Source organism: Levilactobacillus cerevisiae, from assembly GCF_003946245.1.
GTDB lineage: Bacteria > Bacillota > Bacilli > Lactobacillales > Lactobacillaceae > Levilactobacillus > Levilactobacillus cerevisiae.
In genome coordinates this window covers 100,445-125,503 of the sequence record NZ_RHNN01000007.1, presented here as the reverse complement: position 1 = coordinate 125,503, position 25,059 = coordinate 100,445, and the positions used below count along the sequence as shown (strand labels likewise).

Here is a 25,059-nt window from a genome sequence, read left to right as displayed (position 1 = left end):
TCAGCACACGAAAGCATCCGCTGGCGACTATAATCTCTCGTAACATGGGGGATGGTCGTATGCGGCACTACTTAGGTCAGCACAGGCTGGCAGTGAGTATTGAAATGGGCCTACTGATTCTCATTGAGGGCTTGGTGGTTTATGGCTCAGTCCTGAATGCAGATATTTTGAATGCCTTGATTAAAGGTGAACGCGGGTTGTTCCTGTTCAAGATTGGTCTTTTGATGGTCACGTGGATAGGTATCGCGGCCGTCAACTATGTCAGTGCGGTCTATCAGGAACGGGTGATTCAAGATATTGACATTTCGATTCGACAGGACTTGGCGGATATTCTGACGCAAAAGGATTACGAAGCCTACAATTCACGGGCAACAGGGGTCTACGAATCCTGGGTCAACAATGACATTCAAACAATCAACACTCAAGGGTTGCAGAACTACTTTACGGTCGTCCAGGGGATCTTTGGCACGATTTTTGCCTTGATAACGTTGATTGCTTATCATTGGAGCCTGGCACTCACGGCATTGGGGCTGGCGGGACTGATTATTTTGGCACCCAAAATCTTTGACAAGCGCGTTCTGCAGGCTAACCAACAACTAACCCATGCCAATGAAGCCTTTGTTGATCAAACACAAGGTGTGCTGGGGGTGTTCAATTTGCTCTATGCATTTCGGTCACTTAAGCTCTTGAAACAGGAGATTGTTGCGGCTTCGCAGAGTCTGAAACAGGTCAACGTCAATCGGATGCGTGCACAAAGCTCAGTTATGGTAGTCGGGTTGCTAGGCAACGTTATTTCTCAAGTTGTTTTGCTCGGTATGAGTGGTGTGTTAGCCATTTTCAAAATTGTGTCAATTGGGACACTCAGCGCTGTTGGCAGCCTGTCGGGAAATATTTTCAACAATCTTGGTAGCATGAGTAATTATTTGGGAATGATTCGGGGTGTTGCGCCCATTTTTGCAAAATTCACCTTAGAACGGCAATCACTAAGCAATTCCGATCCCCATCAGTCACGTGTTATTGCACCAGCCCCGACGTTGACAGTACAGGATTTAAGCTACGGCTATCAGCCAGATCAAGCTGTATTTCAACACGTGACTTATCAGTTTGCTGCGGGTAAAAAATATTTGATATTAGGCGCTAGCGGCTCCGGCAAGTCGACCTTTTTGAAAGTCTTGGGTGGTTATCTGACGAATTACACGGGGAAAATTACGATTGCCGGGCAATCCATGCGAGCGTTATCCGTCAGTCAGTTGCGAACCCGGATTTTGTACCTGGATCAGAGCCCCCAAGCGTTGGCGACAACGGTTCGCCGTAATTTAGTATTGACCAATGACTATTCTGATGACGAACTCATTCAGGTCTTATTGGCGACCAAGTTGTGCATCTCTGAAAGGACTGGCCGTAAATTTCTAGACAAGAATGTGGGTGAGGGCGGTCGGAACTTGTCAGGGGGTCAACTACAACGGTTAGCGTTGGCACGGGGACTTTTGCGGCATGTGCCCGTGATTCTACTGGATGAAGGGACCTCTGCTGTGGACGCGGGTAATGCAGTGAAGATTGAACGACTTTTACTAACGAACCCAACGTTAACCCTGATTATGATCAGTCATACCCCCCACGAGGCAACGGCGGGATTATTTGATGAGGTTATCCAGTTTGAAGATTGGTTGACGTGAGAATGGCCGGTGAAACGCGTGATGGTGCAAGAAATTTCAGTTGTAACTAGGCGAAACTTGTGCTAATCTATCAACAGTTGCATAACTTTAAAAACACTTAAAATGGACAACACCAAATCTGCTACGTCAAGATAGCGAGCTAAGGATAGTGAGAGCTTAGTCGACTGTCAGTTGCGGTTAACCCCATTTTCGTTGCAGGCTGAAATTACGAGAGTAGGCCGCGCCGTGAGCCGCCACGTTATCAGGCGGAGCGTATGTTAGTACGCTTATTTAAAGTTGGTTTTGAGTTAAAAAACAATTTGGGTGGTACCGCGGAAAGATCTTTCGTCCCTTGTTTATGGGGATGTTGGGTCTTTTTTAGTGCTCAGAAAAGGAGAATCGCAATGACAGAAGTTTTAGTGAGAGATTTATTTGGCAAAACACATTTTGCTGAGAGCGAAGAAATCGTGCTACATGGTTGGGTGAAAACGGTCCGGGGGTCCAAGCGGGTCGGTTTTATCGAACTGGGAGACGGGTCTACGATTAAGAACGCACAGATTGTCATGAAGAGTGATATTGACAACTACGCTGAATTGACTAAGTTGCCCTTAAGCTCAACCATCAAGGTGGTCGGCACGGTCGTTTATACACCGGACGCCAAGCAACCCTTAGAAGTCCACGCCACAGAAGTTGTCCTGGAAGGGGCTTCCGACAACGATTATCCGTTGCAAAAGAAGAAACATTCCTATGAATACCTGCGGACGATGGCTCACTTACGGCCCCGGACGAACACGTTCTACGCCGTCTTCCGGATTCGTTCATTGGCTGCCTTCGCCATTCACCAATACCTGCAGGGTCACGGCTTCACCTACGTGAACACGCCAATCATCACCAGTAGCGACAGCGAGGGGGCCGGCGAAATGTTCCGGGTCACCACGCTGGACTTGGACAACCTGCCTAAGACTGATGACGGCAAGGTGGATGACCACGAGGATTTCTTCAAGAAGGAAACCAACTTAACGGTGAGTGGTCAACTCCCCGTTGAAGCCTTTGCCTTAGCCTTACGGGATGTCTATACCTTTGGTCCTACTTTCCGGGCTGAAAACTCTCATACGGCGCGTCATGCCTCAGAGTTCTGGATGATTGAACCAGAAATGGCCTTCGCTGACCTGCAAGATGTTATCAATGAATCTGAAGGCCTGTTGAAGTACGTTGTCGACTACCTCTTAGAGAATGCCAAGGATGAATTGGACTTCTTGAACGGTGCTGTGGATGAGGACTTGTTGAACCGTCTGCACCAGACCAGCGACGAAAAGTTTGCACAGATTACCTACACGCAAGCCATCGAGGAGCTGGAAAAGGCGTCCGTTAAATTCGACGTGCCCGTCTACTGGGGACTGGATTTACAGGCAGAGCATGAACGTTACCTGTGTGAACAGGTCTACAAACGGCCAACCTTCCTGACGGACTATCCTAAGGAAATTAAGGCGTTTTACATGCGTGACAACGACGATGGCAAGACGGTTGCCGCCGCTGACTTGTTGGTCCCTCGCATCGGTGAATTGATTGGTGGGAGCCAACGTGAAGAACGTCAGGCTGAAATGGCAAAGAAGATCAAAGATCACAACTTGCCACAAGAAGAATATCAATGGTACCTGGACCTGCGGAAGTACGGTGAAACGCCACATTCCGGTTACGGGATTGGCTTTGAACGGCTACTGATGTACGTGACGGGGATGGAGAACATCCGCGATGTGATCCCTTACCCACGGACACCGGGTAACGCTGAGTTCTAGAGCTATTTGAATTAGGTGGTTCATTAGAAAAGAGTTGATGAATGCTGGATTTCCAGCACTCGTCAACTCTTTTTGCGTTCAACAGGTGAACGAACTGAATCGTTAAACTGAGTTTGAATCAGTCGAAATAACTAACCAAAAAGTTCTCGACCGTATTTGAAATCGTGAACTTTGAAGTTTGGTCTTTTCTGAAAATTGGGTAAAAGAAAACTCGTTAGCCGCGCAGCTAACGAGTCATTTATGGAGCCGGCGGGGATCGAACCCGCGTCCTAGCATATTGCCAACTTAACGTCTACACGCATAGGCAGACTACTTAAAGTTTCACTGAATAACTTGCCGCCTGTCAGGGCCCACATACTCAGCTAACCTGATTCATCTCTTCTAACGTACTTCAGGTGGGAGCCGTTAGCGTAAGCCCGTTAAATTTAGGACCCAGATCTAGACCGCGGGCAAGCCTAGGAGGATCTACGTTAAGCGCCTATTAAGCAGCTAAAGCGTAAGAATTGTTATTATTTTTTGCAGTTATAATAAACTGGACCTTTTAACGTAGATGCCGCTACGACGCGCAGTCAAGCTTCAACCTATACCAGTCGAATCCAGAACGGCCCCATTTCGATACTGATACAGTGTACCATACCTCAGCGTTTCTGCAAAATATTTGAATCGGCCTGCCTGCTAAAACTGGCCAAACAGCGTATCTTCCCTTAAGCTTGATAGGGTATAATGGAAGGTATCCGGTGAGATGAGAATCATTGCACCTCACAGTGATGAAGTAACGCTACTTTTTCAGCCAGTTGGTAGCGGGGACTAGTAGTTCAAACTGGGAAATTAGTTTATACTGGCAGAAGTGAGTTCATTCATGGCTAGTGGGTCGCCAGGACTGTCTATTCAAGTGTTGATTGTCAGCCGAATAGCCATCTTTTCCAGTCAGAACCACAGCGTAAATTCGGGGATACCGTAGCGGTGAGTGTTGAACGGCCTGAGAGCCAGTTGACGACAACGACGAACCGCGATTACGAATCAAATAAACAGTTAAACCGGGTCAGCAGCGAAAAGTTACAGAAACTTCATAGTTCTATCACGACCATTTCTGATTAGCCTGTTAACTTCAGGATAACTATGACCTATTAACTTTTTGCCGGCGCCGAATCCAGATAACGTAGGAATCAGTGGAGGTAGCAATGAAGTTATTAATGATTGAAGACAACCATTCAGTATCACAAATGATGTCCATGTTTTTTAAAAAGGAAAAGTGGGACGCCCAGTTCGCCTATGATGGCAACGAAGCGGTCGCCATGTTCTCTGCCACACCCAACGAGTGGGATATGGTCACGTTAGACTTGAACCTCCCCGGTATGGATGGGATGCAGGTCAGCGCTGAAATCCGCAAGCTTTCACCCACGGTGCCGATCATCATGTTGACGGCCCGTGATTCTGAAAGTGACCAAGTCTTGGGTCTTGAAATGGGCGCCGATGATTACGTCACCAAGCCCTTCAGTCCCATCACGCTGATTGCCCGGATCAAAGCACTACACCGGCGCGCAGAATTGGGCCCCGTTTCTAAGCCATCTGAGGACGATGCCATCAACGACACCGAAGCCTTTGACGTGGTGACCGAGAACTTTAAGCTCAACACCAAGACGCGGGAGGCCTACCTAAACGACCGGCAAATTGCGGATTTGACCCCGAAAGAGTTTGACCTGTTGAAGACGCTGGCCCAGAAGCCACGGCAGGTCTTCTCCCGGGAACAACTCCTCCAGCTGGTCTGGGACTACGAGTATTACGGTGACGAACGGACCGTGGACGCCCACATTAAAAAACTACGACAGAAAATTGAAAAGGTTGGCCCGCAGATTATTCAAACCGTCTGGGGGGTGGGTTATAAATTTGATGATAGTGGAGCAGATCAGCAATGAAACTAATGTATCAACAGATGTTAGGGTTCTTTGCGGCGATTATGATTATTCTGGTGATAATGGGGGTATCCTATTCACAGATGACCCGCCACATGGTGTACAGTAACACCTGGAATTCTCTGGAAAAATATTCAAATAGCCTGATTGAACAATCGCTGCGAATTAGCTCACAGAAACCCAACTCGGTTCAATTTGATACGACTGCGCTTGAGAGTAGTGAGCAATTGTTGCAGAATCAGGCGGTCAGCACTACGATTTATAGTGCGACCAATAAAATTGTTTTTCCAGCCAACGTCTACCAACAGGCTATCAATAAGTCTGATTGGCAAAAATTAAAGAAAAACCAAATCATTCACAAAGTCGTTGACCGGCGCGTGCGCAACAAGAATGGCCGGGTCAGTCCAGCAATGACTGAAGTGATGAAACCCTACTTCTACAACCACAAGTTAGTGGCGGTCGTGGTCATGGGGGCCTTCGTTTCGGACATCAATACCAACGTGAATCAGATCAATCACAACCTGATTCGGGCCTTGCTGGTGTCCGTCCTGGTGGCGGTTGTGGCCAGTTACATTTTGGCGCGGTACTACACGTCACGAATCAACCGGCTACGAAAGGCTACCAATCAAGTTGCCAAAGGAAATTACGATATCCAGATGGCCAGTCGTAACCGCGATGAAATTGATGACTTGATCAATGATTTTAATGGTATGGCACACTCGTTGAAAGATTCACAAGAAGAGATTCAACGACAGGAACAGCGCCGCCGTGAATTCATGGCCAATGCATCTCACGAAATGCGGACGCCACTGACCACCATCAACGGCTTGCTGGAGGGCTTGGCTTACGATGCCATTCCCGAGGAGAGCAAGGAAGAGAGCATCGACCTGATGCGCAGTGAAACCAGTCGGCTGATTCGCTTGGTCAACGAAAACTTGGATTACGAAAAGATTCGGTCTAACCAGATTTCACTGAATTTGCACGAGTTTAACGCGGTTGATGCCCTTCATAACATCGTCGAGCAACTGAAGCAAAAGGCCGATGACTCGGGGGATGCGTTGGAGTTGCAGGCACCTAAGGAAATTCCGGTGTACGCCGACTACGACCGGTTTGTGCAGATTATGTTTAACATCACGCAGAACGCCATTCAGTTTACCCAGCAGGGAACGATTACCATTTCCGCACAACGGGGTTACGAGGAGACCATTGTGAAAGTCGCCGACACGGGGATGGGCATGAGCGACGAACAGCTGCAGAACATCTGGGAACGTTACTACAAGGCCGATCCTTCACGGAAGAATACCAAGTATGGCGAATCCGGTTTAGGCTTGTCCATCGTTCATCAGCTGGTCCAGTTACATCATGGTAAAATCAGTGTTACCAGTAAGGAAGGGGTCGGGACGACCTTTACCGTTATCTTCCCTGATCAGAATCAGACCAACTCGCAGCGCGCAAAAACCACGGAATAACCGAGTTCGCGGGGGTATTTTGCGGCCATCCATGATACAATGAGGGAACCATTAAGGAGGAAACTTTTGAAACGAGTACAAATTACCGGGAAGTCGGTCCGTAAGTTTGAGGACGGCTATCCCATTGTCGCATTAACTGACTTAGAAAATAACAAAGACTTTGAGAGCGGCGCGTGGGTCCAACTGGAAAACCACGGTCATTTCGTGGCCACAGCCTACTTCGCCAAACAACACCGAGGCATCGGTTACGTGCTGAGTCTCAAGGAAAATGAACCAATCGACGAACGCTTCTTTGCTGGCAAGTTTCGCGCTGCCGCAGCCAAGCGGGGCGCCTTCGCTGACCAAGCAGCTTACCGGTTATTTAACGGCACCGGCGACGGCCTGGGTGGCTTAGTCGTTGACGTTTACAACGGTTGCTACGTCTTCCGTTGGCAAAATGCTGCGTTGAAGCAACAAGCCCGGTTGATTTACGCCGGCTTCGAACGGATTATGGGCAAGGACAAAGTCGTCGTTGCTGCGACGCCTGGCCAAGAAACAACGCAATTAATCAGCGGCCAATTGCCCGACCAACCCATGAACGTGCTGGAAAATAGCGTGACGTATCCCGTTGACCTGACGTTGAGTCGGCAACAACTGGCTTTGGAATTCCGTGAAACGCGTGATTGGGCTCGGCAAACGAGTCAACGCAAGCGGGTCTTGAACCTGTTTAGTGCCGAGACTGGTTTAGTCACAGCTGCCATGGTCGGTGGCGCCATCGAAGCCGTCACGGTTGACCCAACGAACCGGGCAACGACGACGCTACAGGCCCAGTTGGCTGCCAACAACTTGGAACAAGCACCCGTTGAAATGCGGACGATGGACGTGACCAATTACCTGGACTACGCCATCAAGCATGGGCTGACTTTTGATACCATCATGATCAACCCACCTGCCTTTATTCGCGGCAAGAAACGGGCCTTCACCTTGGATCAAGACTTACAGGCTTTGGTTGAGCAGGCGTTCCAAGTAGCCCAATCTGGGGCAAAAATCCTGGTGACAGCTACGGCGCCAATGTACTCAATGAAGAACTTACAGTCAACGGTTAACGCCGCGGTAGAAAATTATACCGGTCATGTAACAGCTTTCAATACGTACAACTCACCTGATGACTTTCTCACCAACGTTGCAGACCGTCATAGCGAATCGTTAAAGGGTTTACTGTTGTCGGTTGATTAATGAAAACGACTGAAAACGAACACAAGAAGAACCGCTTGGTTGGATAGACCACTGACCAATTGGTTCTTTTTTTGACAACAATGGTTTACTTTTAGAAAAGAAACATTTACACTTACTATTGCGATTTAAGAAGCGCTTACAGAGAGAAACGACACAGTTGAAACGAGAGTTGAGGTTATTATGGGTATATTATTAGCTTTAATCCCCACGGTATGTTGGGGGAGTATTGGATTGATCAGTGGCCGTCTGGGTGGGACCTCCTACCAACAGACATTAGGGATGACCGCTGGGGCCGTTTTGTTCGGCCTGTTCTCATTGGTCTACTTTCACAGTGCCTTAACGGGCATGTCGATGTTAGTCGGGATTGCTTCTGGTCTCTGCTGGTCAGTTGGTCAGTTTGAACAATTCCAATCCATGAAATTCATCGGGATTTCACGGACGGTACCCATTTCTACCGGGTTACAACTGGTAGGGACGGCGCTGGCCGGGGTCTTGCTCTTTCATGAATGGAAGACGACGCGGATGGTGACCATGGGAACCATTGCCGTTATCGTATTAATTATCGGTGCGGCCATGACCTCCTTACGGGACAAGCGGGCCGCTGCTGGTTCTAGTCAACCAGTCGAAGCCGGTCGGGGTTCCGTTGCCATCGTGATTTCTACGATTGGGTACGTACTCTACACGGTTATCGTCACGGCATCTGGGTTGGATTCTAAAACCATTCTCTTCCCGCAATCATTAGGGATGATCATGGGTGCCTTGATTTTCGTGATGTTCTCCCGCCAAAAAGTTTGGCACAAGGCAACCGCCAAGAACATCATTACCGGTTTGGTATGGGGCATTGGGAACTTCTTTATGTTCATGTCCATTCCAACGGTCGGCTTGGCAATTAGCTACTCCTTGGCACAATGTGGGATTGTTATTTCCACCTTCGGGAGTATCTGGTTACTGGGTGAAAAGAAGACCGGACGCGAAATGGTCTACATCACAATTGGGTCCCTGTTAGTTGTTGCTGGTGGGGTAACTCTTGGATTAATGAAATAGTTATAAAGGACGGCTAACGTGGGTTGCCGTCCTTTTTATTTTCGCAAAATATTTGGACTAGACCATTTACTTTTAGAGCGAATGCGGTATAATGGACTAGTCAATAACAATAAAAGTGAGGTTATCTTAATATGGCACATATCGCCTTTGATCGTTCCAAACTTGATCCGTTTATTCATGACAACGAATTGGGAGAAATGCAAGCGCTCGTGACCGCGGCAGATTCCGAATTACGCCAAGGAACCGGAGCCGGCAGTGACTTCCGTGACTGGTTAGCTTTGCCACACGATTATGATAAAGCAGAATTTGCCCGCATCAAGGCCGCTGCGAAGAAGATTCGTTCCGACTCCGAAGTCTTGATTGTGATTGGCATTGGGGGCTCCTACTTAGGTGCCAAGATGGCCGTGGACTTCTTACACGACACGTTCTTCAACTACTTACCAGCTGAAAAGCGCCAGGGACCCCAAGTCTTCTTTGCTGGGAACTCTGTCAGTCCAGATTACGTCCATGATTTGATCAACTTGATTGGTGACCGGGACTTCTCCGTTAACATTATTTCGAAGTCTGGGACCACGACGGAACCTTCCATCTCCTTCCGAATCTTCAAGGAAATGTTGATCAAGAAGTACGGTGCAGAGGGTGCTAAGAGCCGAATCTACGCCACCACTGACAAGCAACGCGGGGCTTTGAAGACTGAAGCCGACGCTGCTGGTTACGAAACGTTCGTCATTCCTGACGGCGTGGGTGGTCGTTACTCCGTCTTAACTGCCGTTGGTTTATTACCAATCGCCGCTTCTGGCGCTGATATTGACGAATTAATGAAGGGTGCTGCGGACGCAGAAGATGCTTACACGAACCCTGATTTAACCAAGAACGAAGCTTACCAATACGCTGCGTTACGGAATATCTTATACCGCAAGGGTTACACCACTGAATTGCTGGAAAACTACGAACCACGTCTGCAGTACTTCGCAGAATGGTGGAAGCAATTGATGGGTGAATCCGAAGGGAAAGACCAAAAGGGCATCTACCCATCTTCCGCTAACTTCACGACTGACTTGCATTCATTGGGCCAATACATCCAAGAAGGTCGTCGTAACTTGATGGAAACGGTCATCACCGTTGACCAACCAGAAAATGACGTCGACGTTCCTAGCGAAGCTGATGACTTAGATGGCTTGAAGTACTTGGAAGGCAAGCCAATGAGCTTTGTCAACACCAAGGCTGGCCAAGGGGTCGTCTTAGCGCATACCGATGGTGGTGTGCCGAACATGGGTGTTCACATCCCTGATCAAACACCATACACATTGGGCTACTTGATCTACTTCTTCGAAGTGGCCGTTGCCATTTCTGGTTACCTGAACGGGATCAACCCATTCAACCAACCCGGTGTTGAAGCTTACAAGGTGAACATGTTTGCTTTGTTGGGCAAGCCTGGATTTGAAAAGTTGGGTAAGGAACTGAACGCTCGGCTCTAAATCAAAATAATTGTTTGAGGCATCGCTGCATTCGTGGCGGTGTCTTTTTTGTCGTTGATTTGCGCTCCCGGCGGCAGCTCCTTGCTCCCGCTGCTGTGGGAATCGCCTGCGGCCTGAGAAGCGGTCCTCCGGCTTGCCTTGAAACCTTGCTGGCGTTCGCGAATTTCCAAGGTTATCCCTTGGTCTAGGCTGAGAAGTCCACTCAGCCAAAACCATCGACACAGCTGCGTCCGCAAAGGCTGCCTCTGGTCGCTCACAACGATTAATCGGCAACGAGACGGCCTGGGAAACCAATTGAGACTGTATCGATGGGGTGTCTTGCTATGGTCGGTACCATGTTTGTCGGTAGTCGGTTACTCACATTCATTACGGCTATCCGTGAGTGTGGTTCTTTACCCGTGAACGTGGCTGTCAGCCGCTTAGCGAGCCTTTAGGGGAGGTGGCCGGTATCTTTACCGGGTAGAGCTGGTGTGCCAAGTTTTGTTGGTTAGTGGCCCTCAGGTGGATGCTTCTGTAAGCAAGACTCTTCGCACACTAGACTAGTAAGGGCGTTGTTGACCTGAATTTTAGGCTGACGACTTTTTTTGTAAAAAAATTACTGTTTTAGCCGTTTAATTATTTCGAACGACATATTATGACATGCAGATTGTGTATCATCAAGAGTGCTTAGGGCAGTGGTACTTGAGCCATCATTCAAATCGGGCGGAATAGAGATATTTATACCGGTTAAAAAGGAGGAAATGAAAATGAAATTACGCCATGTCGTTGGCACTCTGTTAGCGGTGACGACGTTAGGTACTAGCTTTGTTGTGGGAACGGTGGGCATCACAGCACAAGCTAAAGCCCAGACCGTGAAAGTGACCGAAACTAAGATGAATGGTAAAAGGACGATTACATACAATGGTCAGCAGTATACACCGGTCCAAGCTGTTAAATTGGGATTGCTTTCTGACAACGCCGTGAACGCCAAGGAAAATCGTTGGACCTATAAGCTGGCAAATGTGCATGTCAAACGGACCAAGTCTGGTAAGTCGGTCAAAGTGACCGGAAAGCTAGTCGTGACCAATATTCCCTTGAGCGTGTTTACCCCGGCAAAGCAGGTTCAAATCAGCACGTACACCAACGTTAAGTTTGCGCCGGTAACCAAGAAGCTAACCTTCAGTAAGGTTGTCAAGACGACAGCCAAGAAGGTTAACGTTCGTGCTGGCTATCATGGTAAGGTCAAAGGGAAGTCGGTGTTCTTTGTTTTGTCAGCGAACAAGACTTTTAAGGTGCACGCTTACAAGTAGTCAGGAGGATTTGCTTACATGAAGAAAGTTAGCAGTATTTTTCTCGCTCTTTTAGCCCTTTCAATTAGTGGCGCTCTTGGCACGCAATCGGCCACCGCTAAGACTAAGGCCAAAGAACCGACGGAGAAAGTCACATTCACGTCTAAGGAACGGACGACCATCAAGAATTATCGGCAACAGGTGCAGGGAATTTCTAATAGTACAAAAGGGATGTACGTGCAAAAGCCCTCACTAAAGAAACCCTTTAGAACTGGGCAGCTTAGTCAGAAATATATTAACGCCGCAGTTAAGTCAGTTAATTTCTACCGGAAAATGTATGGCTTAAACACAATTGTGGCCAACAAACAGTGGAACGAAGATGCACAGTACGGTGCGTCAACAATGGCTGCTGCTGACTCGGGACTTTCACACGAATTGGTAGGAATTAAGCGACCGGCTTACGTTTCAAAATCAGATTGGCAACGGGGTGTCGATGCGACTGGCTACAGTAATCTTGGTGAGGGACTAACCAAGCCGTACGATAATGTTTTGAACTACTTGATTGATCCTGGGCAATCAGATTACGTCCCAGGACACCGGGAATGGCTCCTAGGTAATACGATTGAAATTGGGATTGGCCAAGCTGGTGGGTACAGCGATTTCAAAGTATTTGAGGGTGGTGCCAAGTGTCGAGCCTATGGGGACGCGGCCAGTCAAGCCAAAGAAGTTGCCTATCCCAAAGCTGGTGTCTTTCCAGTGAATGCAGTTGCCGGGAGTGTATGGTCGCTGTCGTATTCAGCTGATTCTGGTGAGCAGGCGCAAAAGCCAACGGTCAAGATTACCGATGTGACAACCCATAAGAAAGTAAAGGTTTCACACACGACGGTAGACAATAGTACCGCCGGTTATGGTTGGTATAGGACGAGCATTTCTTATTTACCAGCCCCAAGCAAGGTCAAAGTGAACCATGCTTATACGGTACAAATCAGTAAGCTGGGTAATCACGCCGACATGAAATATCAAACGAAATTGTTCGAACTGACCAAGTAAGACAGTGTAGAGTGACTGCGATTTCATTTATGTTTGCGATTCAATTTAATAACAAGGTAACAAGCACCATCAAATACAGAACGATACGTTCAAGAAGGACTGATTAATGATGAATAAAATGATGAAGACAGGACTGTTAGCCGCTTTGAGTTTGGTACTCGTTGTACCAAGTCTCACGACACCAGCCAGTGCCAAGAGTAAGGTTAAAGTGATTTCAACGAATAACGTGGCCAGCAAGGTGTATCACGGGAGTGCCGGCAACATCTACAGCAGTGCCAAGCTGACGCACCGGAAGTACAAGATGAGCAAGTACCGTTATACCACGTGGACCGCTACCAAAAAGGCTGTCATCAAGAAGAACGGTAAAAAGGCTACCCTAGCTTACATCAAGTCTGGGAGCAAGGCCGGCTGGATCTACAAGAGCAATTTACGGGCGGGGAAGGCACCGTTTAACAAGCAGAAGCGGTTGAATGATACTTATACGGCTTATTTGAAGGCAGTAATGCAGGCTAGTTCTGATAGTCAAGATTCTCCAAGTACTCCTAGTTACGAAGACCTGGCTGACTCAATTAATTCAAATTGGGAACGCAATTCATTTAAGGATCGTGCTGGTGATGTAAAAGCTGCCATTAAGGATAAAGATGCTTTGATGAGTGTTTATGGCGTCTTTAAAAATCGTTTTTCTGGGTCTCAACGGGCAAACCTTGACGCAATGGCTAAGAAACTTGACAGTCTTGAACCTATGACGGATAACCTAGATGAAGTTTCTTCAAGTATGGGGACTTTCGCTCAGGCACTTAGCACAGCTGTTAGTCGCTTAGACTAGAGCGTGGTACCAGTCAGAACTTGAATGATGACTACTCAAAGGAGCAAATACACATGAAACTAATGAAAATCGTCAGTGCAGCCATGGTCGCAACAACCATGGGAGTAGCATTCGCCGTTGTCACGCCAGGCATGACGGCAGACGCCCAGGCCAAGAAGTCGTTGAAGACTTTTCCAAAGTCCTTGCGGCGTACCTGGTACCATTACGAGAAGAATGATAACGGGAAGTTTACGTATAGCAAGCTGACCTTTACGGCTAAGAAAATGACCGAGAATTGGGCAGGGTGGGGAACTACCAAGGCAAGCACTGATAAAATGGTGCTGCACGAATACAATCCAGCTAAAAAACTGCAAAAGGGCAAAGACAACTGAATCTTTGCTTATAAGGCCGGTAAATCGACTAAAGTAGGTGGCTGGGACACCTCTAAGAGTATGATGACGGCTAAGTATGCCCTTTCGAGTTACAGGGTCGTCACAACTAAAGTGAACGGCAAGAAGGTTAAGGTGCTTCATGATAAGCATTTGGCTTCATTACCCGTTGATATCCCGTATTACTACACCAGCAAGCAACTGGCTAAGCAAACGAACCCGAAAGGCTACAACTACGACACCTTATTTGGGCCAAAGAAATAAGTCATAAGGGCATTGCCACTTTCACCTCCAGAGAAGGTGGCAATGCCGGCCGTTAGCGTTTGTGCTGGCGGCTAAGGGGATGTAGTCGAATCCAGACTTTCCACAACAAAGTATCCTGTAATCGCTACAATTTCCCTTTGGACATGAACATTGATTTTTCTTCCTCATCAGATTTGTGTCCTCAAAAAACACGTCAGATTTCTTGCCACGGTGGTAAGGAATCTGGCGCGTTTTTTAAAAGATCCTGAAGCAAATGCCCAGGCTCTTAGTGTCTCCAAATAGCGGAAACCGCTACGTGTCTAATTCATCGTTAAGAAGCCACTGAAGCAGAACTGGCCATCACGGTAAAGTGGGTGACCACAAACTGTTTCCGGCGGTTGTCGTGGCCAAAGAGGGCGACTCGTGAGCCGACCGTTGCCTGGTACAGGAAATTCAGTCCGTGTTGATGGACCAGGCAGTTTTGTACGTTACCCCGCTCGTCTGACACCTTAACGAAGATTAGCAGGGGACTCAGCTTCAAGACTTTCGGTTCCGAAAAAATTTTTCCATTGACTGCGCGTTGATCCATCTATAATCACCTCTCCAATATTATACGAACAAGCGTTCTGAAATGCAAGCGTTAATTGCAACTAAAACAGATTAGGGCCAGCTCGCTCACAATTCTAAAAAATATCAAAATTTAGCCGTCTTGCTTTGCTCATAGATGAACATGATAAAATTCTACCGCCCGTCTTTGCTAAGATAGAATTGCCAATAAAAATGGCAATACTTAGAAAAGGTGGGTGTCAATTTTGAATGGATTTGTCGGCGAGTTTTTCGGGACCATGGTTTTAATCCTGCTCGGGGCCGGAACCGGGGCTGGGTTGAACTTGAATAAGTCCTATGCGAAAGGTTCAAGTTGGTTGTATGTCTGTACTTCCTGGGGATTGGCTGTGACAATGGGAGTCTACGTTGCCGGAGCACTGGGATCCGATGGTCATTTAAATCCGGCCGTCACGATTCCGTTTGCCATCTTTGGCCTCTTTCCTTGGTCTCAGGTTTTGCCATACTTAGCTGGTCAATTCTTAGGTGCGTTCGTCGGGGCAGCGATTGTGATTTTTCAATTCGCCCCACACTTTAAGGCCAGCAAGGATGAGGCGGCTGGTAACACGGTCGGCATCTTCGCGACCCGGCCAGCCATCAAGTCACCCATGTATAATTTCGTTTCTGAAGTTGTCGCGACCTTTGGGTTTGTCTTTGTCCTGTTGAACCTGGGTGACTTTACTCAGGGCCTGAAGCCCTTCATCGTCGGCACCTTGATTCTCGTTATCGGGACTGGCTTGGGGACGACTACCGGGTTCGCGATTAACCCAGCCCGTGACTGGGGTCCCCGTTTGGCCTACACGATTTTGCCCGTTCCCAATGGCGGTAGCGGCGAATGGTGGTACGCATGGGTCCCAATGTGTGGTCCGCTCGTTGGTGGGATCATTGCGACGGCCATTAAGGTAGCAGTTTAATGGTGTTCAGCTCCGCCTGCATAGACGAATAAAAAACTAGCCATCCCTTAATTCTGGGTGGCTAGTTTTAATGTATAACGTGATTATTATGAAAGGGCATGGTATCGAATTGCGAGCTAAAACTTGAAAGCTGAAATATCAGCATAATCCGCTACATAGTTAGAAAACAACGCTGGAAAATTGACAACCCTGTCTAACCCAGCAGACTGGGCATTAATTTGACTCACACACGCTTATATAGACAGCGACCAACTATTGTGGACAAACGTTGCCAGCCCAGCGATGATCACATCACTGTCAGGCCGAAAAACAACGTTAACCGGAGGAGGCCAGAGATGGAGTCAGCTGTGTCGACGGTGTTAGCTGGGAACCAGCTTACAGCGTGGGATGCGTTTGGAGACTTGGCGGTCTTGGCCAGGCTTCAAACCGAGCCGGAGGACCGTTCCCCAGGCCGCAGGCGGTTCCCACAGCAGCCGGAATCTCTGGCAGCCGCAGGTGGCAATTTCCAACTAATTTTGTGAATTACGTCCTTATTAGCTGGACCGTTCTGCACTCGTAACCTTTTGCTGAGAGGTTCAGAAAGCGTTAGTGCGACATGACCTGACTGGTGTAGAACCATTGAATCACAGCGTTGTCAGCGGTAACGATGGTGCTGGACGGCGACGTGGGCTGCTGGCAGTCAACCGAGTACAGCCAGCCCCGCGACCCCGAGTCCGTCAGGGTACCAATCTGATTGACGTAGGGGTAACCATCAACGGTTTGAATGGAGAAGTCATACGTTAAGTTCTGGAAGTACCGGCGCGAGATGTCGTAAATAGTGTCCTGGTCGTGCCAAGTCAAGTCCCGGGGAATCGTCAGGACCTTTTGGACGGCGGCGTGTGTGCGACGGTAGGCCAGCGGCGACATCCCCGTGGCCTTCTTAAAGATTTTAGAGAAGTAGCTATTCTGAGAACAGCCCACCTGTCTGGAAATGACACTGACCTTGTTATCGGTGAGCATTAAGTATTTGCAGGCAATCGCTACCCGCTGGTAATTCACGTAGTCGATAAAATTCACATGGAGATATTTTTTGAAGATTCGACTGAGATAGGACGGGGAGAGGAAGACGTTTTGCGACACGGATTCCAAAGAGATTGGCTTGCGAATGTTGTTTTGCACGTAAGCCAGAATGTCGTCAATGCTCGACGGCTTGCGGCTGATGTCCACGTTTTCAGTTTTGGCCGTGGCTCCGTGGTCAATTTGATTGAGCGTCGGCTTAAAGAGCAACACGAACTTGCGCATCTGGGACATGTTTTGCGCCGTCAGCGGATTGAGAATCTCAATGGACGTATTCAGCGCCTTGCCCAGCGTATCGTTGGCGATGCTGGCTATGTAAGTCTTTGACAGATTGACCCGCTCCTGGGAGACACCGGTGTCATCACAAATGACGAAACCAATGATATTGTCATTGGCAATCACCGGGAACAGAAGCGTGATGCCGGAGTCCTTCAGAACGAGATTGTGCTGAATATCATTTAAGCCGTGGAAAACTTTTCCATCCTTCAACAATGTATCACTGAAATCATAAAATGACGTGCTGATTTGACTAATCTTGGAAAATAACTGAAATGAATCAGAGAGTTCGGAGTAGTCAATAGTGGTCGGCGTACTAATAGACATAGCGATTTTCCTTCCTAGTTAATTCAAACCTGACAGAATCATTAGTAGGACCTTATCTATTGTTCATTCTAGTTTAGTTCCAGGAAAAACACAAGATAGCGCTTTCATTTTTGCCTCAATCTTGTCTTTTGGGTATAAATTTGTAGTCTGATGGTTGAATTTGGCTTTCCTTGTGAATCTTTTCATTAAGATAGTCGTGCCCACCTTCTTTATAATAAAGGTGTTTCAAGGGTAACGGGCCCCATCAAATTAATCTGACTGGGCTTGATTCTAGATTAATGGGAGGTAACAAATTATGGAACAAGAAGCATTAGGAATGATTGAAACCCAAGGGTTAGTGGCTTCAATCGAAGCGGCCGATGCCATGGTTAAAGCAGCCAACGTTTCGCTGGTTGGCCAAGAAAAGATTGGTCATGGACTGGTTACGGTGATGGTTCGTGGAGATGTTGGTGCGGTTAAGGCCTCCGTAGATGCGGGTGTTTCAGCTGCAGAAAACATTGGCGAAGTTGTTTCAAACTATGTCATTCCACGTCCACATACGGATGTTGAGAAGTTGTTGCCCAAGCAAGCACCTGATTCTGCCAAATAAAGATTAGTGGTTGATAGAGATGACTGAAGATAAAGATGTGATTCAAAAAGTTGTGCAAGAACTGCTGAAACGTGGTATCAATATTGATCCTAAGGAAGCTATGAGTTCGTTGGGAGGCAAGAAAATGGAGACCAAGGACCTATTAAATTCAACGAGTGTGGTTCCAGAATTCGTGGGCACTCGTAAAATTGGGGACACGATTGGTATGGTCATTCCAAGCGTCGATCCACTGTTGCTTGAGAAGTTACACGTCACCAAGAAGTATCCAGTTCTAGGGATTCTCAGTGCGCGTTCTGGTGCCGGGCCACATATCATGGCCATTGATGAAGCCGTTAAGCAAACCAACACTGAAGTCGTGGACATCGAATTACCCCGTGATACTAAGGGTGGTGCCGGACATGGTTCCTTAATTATTGTTGGTGGGAACGATCCTTCAGATGCACGGCAAGCGATTAACGTGGCGCTGGATAATTTGAGCAGAACGTTCGGTGACGTTTACAACTCCGCTGCCGGTCATCTGGAATTTCAATTTACGGCGCGGGCTTCTGGTGCCTGCAACTTTGCTTTCGGGGCTCCCGAAGGTAAAGCGTACGGCCTGATTTGTGGCGCGCCTGCCGGTATTGGTGTCGTTATGGCCGATACCGCCGTTAAAACAGCTTCCGTCAATGTTTTGTCATTCGCGTCACCAGGTCATGGAACCAGCTTCTCAAACGAAGGGATGGTTCACATCAGTGGTGAGTCAGGCGCCGTTCGGCAAGCCGTTATGGCCGGTCGTGAGGTTGGACTGAAACTCTTGGCTGAGTTGGGTGACAAACCGATTAATGATTTTCCATCATACATTAAGTAGTTGGGAGGAGGATTTTAATTGAAACGGCAAAAACGTTTTGAAAAACTTGAGAAGCGTCCAGTACATTTGGACGGATTTGTTAAGGAATGGGACGACGAAGGGCTTGTTGCGATGCGTAGCAAGAACGACCCAGATGCCAGTCTCAAAGTTGAAAACGGGGTCATTACTGAATTAGATGGTAAGAAGCGGGAAGACTTTGACTTAATCGACCAGTACATTGCTGAGTACGGGATTAACATTGCCAACGCTGAAAAGGCCAACGCCATGTCCTCCCAATCCATTGCTAAGATGCTGATTGATCCCAACGTTTCGCGTTCTGAAGTCGTTAAAGTCACGACTGCCTTGACGCCAGCGAAGGCCTCAGATGTCATCAACCAATTAAACTTTGCTGAAATGATCATGGCGGTGCAAAAGATGCGGCCACGGCGGACACCATTTACCCAAGCCCACATTACCAACACCTTGGATAATCCAGCAGAAATTGCTGCCGATGGTGCCGAAGCTGCTTTGCGGGGCTTCCCAGAGCTTGAAACGACCACGGCGGTTGCGCGTTACGCACCACTGAACGCCATCTCATTGATGGTCGGTGCCCAAGCTGGTCGTCCCGGTGTGATCACCCAATGCTCCGTTGAAGAAGCGGTTGAACTGGGATTAGGGATGCGGGGCTTCACCGCCTATGCCGAAACCATTTCCGTTTATGGGACTGATAAAGTCTTCACTGATGGTGACGATACGCCTTGGTCTAAAGGCTTCTTGGCTTCCTGCTACGCTTCACGTGGCTTGAAGATGCGGTTCAGTTCCGGTTCTGGTTCCGAAGTCCTGATGGGCTACACCGAAGGTAAGTCCATGCTCTACCTGGAATCACGGTGCATTTACATTACCAAAGCATCTGGTGTTCAGGGCCTGCAAAACGGGAGTGTTAGTTGTATCGGTGTTCCTAGTGCGGTTCCAAGTGGTCTGCGTGAAGTCTTAGGTGAAAACCTGATGTGCATGATGATGGACCTGGAATGTGCTTCCAGTAACGACCAAACCTTCTCTCACTCAGATATTCGGCGGACTGAACGGATGTTGGGCCAATTCATTGCTGGGACTGACTACATTTCATCTGGGTACGCTGGTGAAGAAAACTCTGACAACACCTTCGCGGGCTCTAACATGGATGTCTTAGACTACGATGATTATGAATCCATGGAACGTGACTTGGCCGTCAACGGTGGTATCTTACCAATTACTGAAGATCAAGCAATCAAGATCCGTAAGAAAGCTGCCAAGGCCGTTCAAGCCGTCTTTGATGGCCTCGGCTTGCCAGAGATTACCGATGAAGAAGTTGAAGCGGCAACCTACGGCAGTACCTCAGGCGATATGCCAAAACGGGATATGGCACAGGACATCAAGGCTGCACAAGACCTGATGGATCGTGGTGTGACGGTCTCCGACATTATCAAGGCGTTGGATGACCACGGCATCGACGACACAGCCCAAGCCGTCTTCAAGCTAGCCCAACAGAAGATTTGTGGGGACTACCTGCAGACCTCAGCTATCTTTGATAAGGATTGGAACTGTATTTCTGCCATTAACGATAACAATGACTACATGGGGCCAGGAACCGGCTATCGTGTTTGGGAAGACGAAGCACAGTGGAATAAGATTAAGAATATTCCTTGGGCCTTGGATCCACAAAAAGTTGACTTCTAGCGTCAGGTAAGGAGGTAAGTTCAGTGAGTCAGGAAATTGATGAAACTTTACTCAAGAACATCATCCGTGATGTCCTCGGAGAAATGAAGAGCGCTGATACCCCAGTTTCGTTTAACGGTGGGGCGGTTGCGACGGCTGGTCCTAGTCAAGAAGACAGTGTCGACTGGTTCAAACCAGTAGGTCCTGCGAAGCCAGGCCGGTCCAAGAACGAAGTGGTCATTGCGGTTGGCCCAGCCTTTGCGACGGTCATGAAGCAGACGATTGTCAAACAGTCACATAAAGATGTGTTACGGCAATTGATTGCGGGGGTTGAAGAAGAAGGCTTAAAGGCGCGGGTCATGAAAGTTTACCGGACCTCAGACGTTTCCTTTATCTCGGCAGAAGCAGATCAGCTTTCAGGTTCAGGCATCGCCATTGCCATTCAATCGAAAGGAACCACCATTATTCACCAGAAGGATCAAGATCCGCTGAATAACTTGGAACTCTTCCCACAAGCACCTGTCTTGACCCTCGATACGTTCCGGGCCATCGGGAAGAATGCCGCCCAGTATGCCAAGGGGATGTCTCCCAACCCCGTACCAACCGTCAACGACCAAATGGCACGGCCACGGTACCAAGCATTGGCTGCCCTGATGCACATTAAAGAAACGAAGCAGGTTGTCGTTGGGAAACCCGCTGAAGAAATTGAGGTTAACTTTAATTAACGATTACGTGATTGGAGGCATTATTGATGAGTGAAGTAGACGATTTAGTTGCCAAAATTATGTCAGAGTTAAATGGCAACGGTGGGACAGCAACCAAGACACCCACAACGGATACGGCAAGTTCTGAACCGAATTTAACGGCGAAAGACTTCCCACTATTCAGAAAGCACCCAGACTTAGTAAAGGCACCATCTGGCAAGCAATTGAAAACGATTACTTTCCAAGACATCGTTGATGGCAAGGTTGATTCAAAGGAATTGCGGATTGCGCCTTCAACGTTGAGAATGCAAGGGAAGATTTCTGCTGGTGCTGGCCGGTCCCAGATTCAAAATAACTTCCAGCGAGCAGCCGAATTGACGGGTGTTCCCGATGATCGGTTACTGGAAATGTACGGGGCTTTGCGGCCATTCCGTTCTTCCAAGCAAGACCTGTTGGACATTGCCGATGAGTTGGCAAATAAGTACAACGCACCGATTTGCTCCAACTGGTTCAAGGAAGCCGCAACCAATTACGAAAAGCATCAGAAACTGAAGGGCGACAACTAGAAAAGTTAGGGGTTTTAGCATGACACGGGTAATTGGTGTAGACATTGGTAATTCCTCGACTGAAGTTGCTTTAGCAGACGTGACCGCGGCCGGTGAGGTTCACTTCCTAGGCTCTGGGATTGCGCCGACGACTGGCATCAAGGGGACGAAGAAGAACCTGATTGGTGTCAAGGATGCGATCCACCGTGTGATTGAGACGACCAAAACAAATTTAGCGGACGTTTCGTTGATTCGGATCAACGAGGCCACCCCAGTGATTGGCGACGTTGCCATGGAAACCATTACGGAAACGGTGATTACCGAATCAACGATGATTGGGCATAATCCGGGAACTCCTGGTGGTGTGGGGACTGGTTCCGGCTACACGGTGGATTTACTAGATCTCCGTGCCCAGACCGACAAGGAACGCGCGTACATTGTGATTGTTTCAAAGGAAATGGACTTTGCGGACGTTGCCCAATTGATTAACGCCTATACCAGTGGTGGTTATCACATTACGGCGGCTATTTTGCAGAGCGATGACGGGGTGCTAGTTGATAATCGGTTAGCGAACAGAATTCCCATCGTTGATGAAGTGGCACGGATTGACAAGGTGCCGCGCAATATGCTGGCGGCGGTGGAAGTTGCGCCACAAGGTCAGGTCATTTCACAGCTGTCTAACCCTTATGGGATTGCGACGCTGTTCAAGTTGACCTCCGATGAGACGAAGAACATTGTCCCAGTCTCACGGGCCCTGATTGGTAACCGGTCCGCCGTGGTGATCAAGACGCCCAAGGGTGACGTGAAAGCACGGGTCATCCCCGCCGGATCGATCACCATTGCCGGCAACAAGGGTCACCAAAAGGTCAACGTGGCGACCGGTGCGCAGAGCATCATGGACAAGATCAACGTCTTTGATCAAATCGATGACATTGCCGGCGAATCGGGCACGAACGTCGGGGGCATGTTGGAGAAGGTGCGTCAGACCATGGCCGACTTGACCGGGAAGACGAACAAAGACATCGCCATCCAGGATTTGTTGGCGGTTAACACGTCCGTTCCCGTCAAAGTTCGGGGCGGCTTGGCTGGTGAATTCTCAATGGAACAGGCCGTAGGGATTGCGGCGATGGTTAAATCGGACCATTTGCAGATGCAATTGATTGCCGATTTAATTAAAAAGGAATTGCGGATCCCCGTTGAAATTGGGGGCGCTGAAGCTGAGTCCGCCATTCTCGGTGCGTTGACGACGCCCGGGACGACTAAGCCAATCGCCATTCTCGACTTAGGCGCGGGCTCCACGGATGCCTCAATTGTGAACAAGCAGAACCAGAAAGTGGCGATTCATTTAGCCGGTGCTGGCGATATGGTCACAATGATCATCAACTCAGAATTGGGTTTAGAGGACATCTACCTAGCAGAGGATATCAAACGTTATCCGCTGGCCAAGGTCGAAAACCTCTTTCAACTGCGGCACGAAGATGGCTCCGTTCAATTCTTCGAGAAGCCCTTACCCGCCGAGTTGTTTGCCAGAGTCGTTGTGCTGAAACCAAATGGCTACGAACCGGTTCCAGGTAATTTGAGCATCGAGAAAATTAAATTGATTCGGCAGACGGCTAAGAAGCGGGTGTTTGTTACCAACGCCTTGCGGGCACTGCACCACGTCAGTCCGACCGGCAACATCCGGGATATCCCGTTTGTCGTCATCGTTGGTGGGTCAGCGCTTGACTTCGAAATCCCAGGACTCGTAACCGATGAACTTTCCCACTATGACTTAGTGGCGGGTCGCGGGAACGTTCGGGGGATTGAAGGACCGCGGAACGCCGTCGCCACCGGTTTGATTCTATCGTATGCCGATGAAAGTAGGCGTCAGCAATCATGAGTGAAGACCCAGATAGTCCAGCAATTCTGATTGCCTTACTTCCGGAGGACGGGACGACGCTGCCCGAGCGGTTACAGCCGATGCTCTTAGGCATTGAAGAGGAACAGATTCCGTATCGTTTCGTACCAGCCACGGCAGATTCACCACAAACGCTGGTGGGTCGGGCTTATGATGCAGCGGTGGGGTCCCGCCTCTCAGTAGGCGTTGCCTACGATCACAATCAGGTTGTGGTCCACTACAAGAATTTGGAACCCACGGAGCCGTTGTTTGAACAGCCAATCACGACCGTTGAAGCGACAAGAATTATTGGCGCCAATGCTGCGCGGTTGGTCAAGGGTGTACCGTTTAAGTTGCAAGGGCAGGTGAGCTAAATGGAGTCAATTGGATACGTTGAAGTGATTGGTCTTGCGGATGCCATTATCGTGGGTGACCACATGCTGAAGGCAGCTTCAGTCGGCATCAAGAACATTGAAAATGCCACTGGCGGTCTGATTACCGTGTCCGTGTCGGGGGATGTTGCCGCAGTTGAAGCGGCAATCGAAGCCGGCACAGCCGATAGTCGCGTGCACGTGGTCAGTACCGTAGTCTTGGCCAATCCAGCTGAAGGTATTACTGAGCTGGGCCGGACCAACGTTTTCACGGATGAACCAGCGGCAAAGGAGCCTGCTGAAGCGACGCAGTCCAAGCCAAAGGCGGCGACTACGCAAAAGGCCGAACGCCAACCGGCAACCAGAGAGTCTCAGGTGCCGACAGTCCAGGCCAAGCAGACGGCGCCAGTGAAGGCTAAGCCGGAAGTTAAGGTTAAGCCAGAAACTAAGGCCACGCCGACAGCGAAGGCCAAGCCAGAAACCAAGGCTACACCAACAGCCAAGGCTAAGCCCGCGGCAAAGAAGCCGGCCAGTCGACGACGCTCCAGTCGGAAACCGACCAACAGAGCGGCAACGCCTAAGCCAAAGCCAACGGATAAGCCCGAAAGCTAGGCAGGCAGAGGCCGAAGAGAAAAATCAGGAGGAATAGATTATGAATAATGCACTGGGAATGATTGAAACCAAAGGCTTAGTTGCCTCAATTGAAGCGGCCGATGCAATGGTCAAAGCCGCTAACGTTTCAATGATTGGTCAAGAAAAGATTGGTAGTGGACTGGTAACCGTGATGGTTCGTGGGGATGTTGGTGCCGTCAAAGCCGCCGTCGATGCAGGTGTTCAAGCCGGTGGCAATGTCGGTGAGATTATTTCATCCTACGTCATTCCACGTCCACACTCAGAAGTTGAAGGTATTTTACCAGGCAACAAGTGATTCAGCGAGATTGGATGATGACTT

General features: G+C 48.8%; 25 protein-coding genes and 1 other RNA gene. 22 read left to right on the top strand and 4 right to left on the bottom strand.

Annotated features, from left to right (window positions below; genetic code table 11):
- Positions 1-44 precede the first annotated feature (44 nt).
- Both EKM99_RS04730 and asnS read left to right on the top strand, forming a co-directional pair.
- The gene (locus tag EKM99_RS04730; RefSeq protein WP_125581456.1) at positions 45-1,676 is read left to right on the top strand and encodes an ATP-binding cassette domain-containing protein; all 1,632 of its coding nucleotides are present in this window, start codon (positions 45-47) and stop codon (positions 1,674-1,676) included.
- A 383-nt stretch (positions 1,677-2,059) separates the two neighbouring features.
- Entirely contained in the window at positions 2,060-3,451 is a 1,392-nt protein-coding gene (gene asnS, locus EKM99_RS04725; RefSeq protein WP_125581454.1) for an asparagine--tRNA ligase, read from the top strand.
- A gap of 238 nt (positions 3,452-3,689) precedes the next feature.
- On the opposite strand, the gene ssrA is transcribed toward asnS, so the two are convergent.
- Positions 3,690-4,060, bottom strand: a transfer-messenger RNA (tmRNA) gene (gene ssrA / locus EKM99_RS04720).
- A 572-nt stretch (positions 4,061-4,632) separates the two neighbouring features.
- Here ssrA and EKM99_RS04715 point away from each other — a divergent pair.
- The 5 genes from EKM99_RS04715 to EKM99_RS04695 all read left to right on the top strand — a co-directional run bounded on the left by EKM99_RS04715 (position 4,633) and on the right by EKM99_RS04695 (position 10,570).
- Entirely contained in the window at positions 4,633-5,367 is a 735-nt protein-coding gene (locus EKM99_RS04715; protein WP_125581452.1) for a response regulator transcription factor, read from the top strand.
- A complete protein-coding gene (locus EKM99_RS04710; protein ID WP_125581450.1) occupies positions 5,364-6,833 on the top strand; it encodes a sensor histidine kinase in 1,470 nt (489 codons plus the stop codon). Before EKM99_RS04715 ends, EKM99_RS04710 begins: the two co-directional genes overlap by 4 nt.
- Positions 6,834-6,899: 66 nt before the next feature.
- Positions 6,900-8,048: a class I SAM-dependent methyltransferase gene (locus tag EKM99_RS04705; protein WP_125581448.1), complete on the top strand. Its 1,149-nt coding sequence runs from the start codon at positions 6,900-6,902 to the stop codon at positions 8,046-8,048.
- A 180-nt stretch (positions 8,049-8,228) separates the two neighbouring features.
- Positions 8,229-9,092 carry a GRP family sugar transporter gene (locus tag EKM99_RS04700; RefSeq protein ID WP_125581446.1) on the top strand — a complete coding sequence of 288 codons (864 nt, stop codon included), beginning with the start codon at positions 8,229-8,231 and terminating at the stop codon, positions 9,090-9,092.
- A gap of 131 nt (positions 9,093-9,223) precedes the next feature.
- Positions 9,224-10,570: a glucose-6-phosphate isomerase gene (locus tag EKM99_RS04695; protein WP_125581444.1), complete on the top strand. Its 1,347-nt coding sequence runs from the start codon at positions 9,224-9,226 to the stop codon at positions 10,568-10,570.
- Here EKM99_RS04695 and EKM99_RS15765 read toward each other — a convergent pair.
- Entirely contained in the window at positions 10,567-10,740 is a 174-nt protein-coding gene (locus tag EKM99_RS15765; protein ID WP_164511519.1) for a hypothetical protein, read from the bottom strand. The genes EKM99_RS04695 and EKM99_RS15765 overlap by 4 nt on opposite strands.
- Positions 10,741-11,316: 576 nt before the next feature.
- Here EKM99_RS15765 and EKM99_RS04690 point away from each other — a divergent pair.
- The 5 genes from EKM99_RS04690 to EKM99_RS04670 all read left to right on the top strand — a co-directional run bounded on the left by EKM99_RS04690 (position 11,317) and on the right by EKM99_RS04670 (position 14,346).
- Positions 11,317-11,859, top strand: a complete 543-nt coding sequence (locus EKM99_RS04690) for a hypothetical protein (protein ID WP_125581442.1) — start codon at positions 11,317-11,319, stop codon at positions 11,857-11,859.
- An 18-nt stretch (positions 11,860-11,877) separates the two neighbouring features.
- Positions 11,878-12,888, top strand: coding sequence for a CAP domain-containing protein (locus tag EKM99_RS04685; RefSeq protein ID WP_125581440.1), 1,011 nt, complete (start codon positions 11,878-11,880; stop codon positions 12,886-12,888).
- Positions 12,889-12,994: 106 nt separating this feature from the next.
- Positions 12,995-13,714 carry a hypothetical protein gene (locus EKM99_RS04680; protein ID WP_125581438.1) on the top strand — a complete coding sequence of 240 codons (720 nt, stop codon included), beginning with the start codon at positions 12,995-12,997 and terminating at the stop codon, positions 13,712-13,714.
- Positions 13,715-13,767: 53 nt separating this feature from the next.
- Complete coding sequence (locus EKM99_RS04675; RefSeq protein WP_125581436.1) at positions 13,768-14,085, top strand: hypothetical protein; 318 nt, start codon at positions 13,768-13,770, stop codon at positions 14,083-14,085.
- 60 nt (positions 14,086-14,145) lie between these two features.
- Entirely contained in the window at positions 14,146-14,346 is a 201-nt protein-coding gene (locus tag EKM99_RS04670; RefSeq protein ID WP_125581434.1) for a hypothetical protein, read from the top strand.
- 310 nt (positions 14,347-14,656) lie between these two features.
- Here EKM99_RS04670 and EKM99_RS04665 read toward each other — a convergent pair whose 3' ends face one another.
- Entirely contained in the window at positions 14,657-14,914 is a 258-nt protein-coding gene (locus EKM99_RS04665) for a hypothetical protein (protein WP_125581432.1), read from the bottom strand.
- A 223-nt stretch (positions 14,915-15,137) separates the two neighbouring features.
- Here EKM99_RS04665 and EKM99_RS04660 point away from each other — a divergent pair, with 223 nt between their 5' ends.
- A complete protein-coding gene (locus tag EKM99_RS04660) occupies positions 15,138-15,842 on the top strand; it encodes an MIP/aquaporin family protein (protein WP_125581430.1) in 705 nt (234 codons plus the stop codon).
- A gap of 585 nt (positions 15,843-16,427) precedes the next feature.
- Here EKM99_RS04660 and EKM99_RS04655 read toward each other — a convergent pair.
- Complete coding sequence (locus EKM99_RS04655; protein ID WP_125581428.1) at positions 16,428-17,501, bottom strand: helix-turn-helix domain-containing protein; 1,074 nt, start codon at positions 17,499-17,501, stop codon at positions 16,428-16,430.
- Positions 17,502-17,796: 295 nt separating this feature from the next.
- Here EKM99_RS04655 and EKM99_RS04650 point away from each other — a divergent pair, with 295 nt between their 5' ends.
- From EKM99_RS04650 to EKM99_RS04610, 9 genes are read left to right on the top strand one after another with little or no spacing between them, the layout of a single operon-like run.
- Positions 17,797-18,090 carry a BMC domain-containing protein gene (locus EKM99_RS04650; RefSeq protein ID WP_125581426.1) on the top strand — a complete coding sequence of 98 codons (294 nt, stop codon included), beginning with the start codon at positions 17,797-17,799 and terminating at the stop codon, positions 18,088-18,090.
- 19 nt (positions 18,091-18,109) lie between these two features.
- On the top strand, positions 18,110-18,937 hold the full coding sequence (gene pduB, locus EKM99_RS04645; RefSeq protein ID WP_125581424.1) for a propanediol utilization microcompartment protein PduB: 828 nt from the start codon (positions 18,110-18,112) through the stop codon (positions 18,935-18,937).
- 18 nt (positions 18,938-18,955) lie between these two features.
- On the top strand, positions 18,956-20,632 hold the full coding sequence (locus tag EKM99_RS04640) for a propanediol/glycerol family dehydratase large subunit (RefSeq protein WP_125581422.1): 1,677 nt from the start codon (positions 18,956-18,958) through the stop codon (positions 20,630-20,632).
- Positions 20,633-20,655: 23 nt separating this feature from the next.
- Positions 20,656-21,336 (top strand): propanediol/glycerol family dehydratase medium subunit, encoded by a 681-nt coding sequence (locus EKM99_RS04635; RefSeq protein WP_125581420.1) that lies wholly within the window; start codon positions 20,656-20,658, stop codon positions 21,334-21,336.
- Between the two features lie 26 nt (positions 21,337-21,362).
- Positions 21,363-21,881: a diol dehydratase small subunit gene (locus EKM99_RS04630; RefSeq protein WP_125581418.1), complete on the top strand. Its 519-nt coding sequence runs from the start codon at positions 21,363-21,365 to the stop codon at positions 21,879-21,881.
- 19 nt (positions 21,882-21,900) lie between these two features.
- Entirely contained in the window at positions 21,901-23,739 is a 1,839-nt protein-coding gene (locus EKM99_RS04625; RefSeq protein WP_125581416.1) for a diol dehydratase reactivase subunit alpha, read from the top strand.
- Positions 23,736-24,110 (top strand): glycerol dehydratase reactivase beta/small subunit family protein, encoded by a 375-nt coding sequence (locus EKM99_RS04620; RefSeq protein WP_125581414.1) that lies wholly within the window; start codon positions 23,736-23,738, stop codon positions 24,108-24,110. Before EKM99_RS04625 ends, EKM99_RS04620 begins: the two co-directional genes overlap by 4 nt.
- Positions 24,111-24,719 (top strand): BMC domain-containing protein, encoded by a 609-nt coding sequence (locus EKM99_RS04615; protein WP_125581412.1) that lies wholly within the window; start codon positions 24,111-24,113, stop codon positions 24,717-24,719.
- A gap of 40 nt (positions 24,720-24,759) precedes the next feature.
- Complete coding sequence (locus EKM99_RS04610; RefSeq protein WP_125581410.1) at positions 24,760-25,035, top strand: BMC domain-containing protein; 276 nt, start codon at positions 24,760-24,762, stop codon at positions 25,033-25,035.
- Positions 25,036-25,059 lie beyond the last annotated feature (24 nt).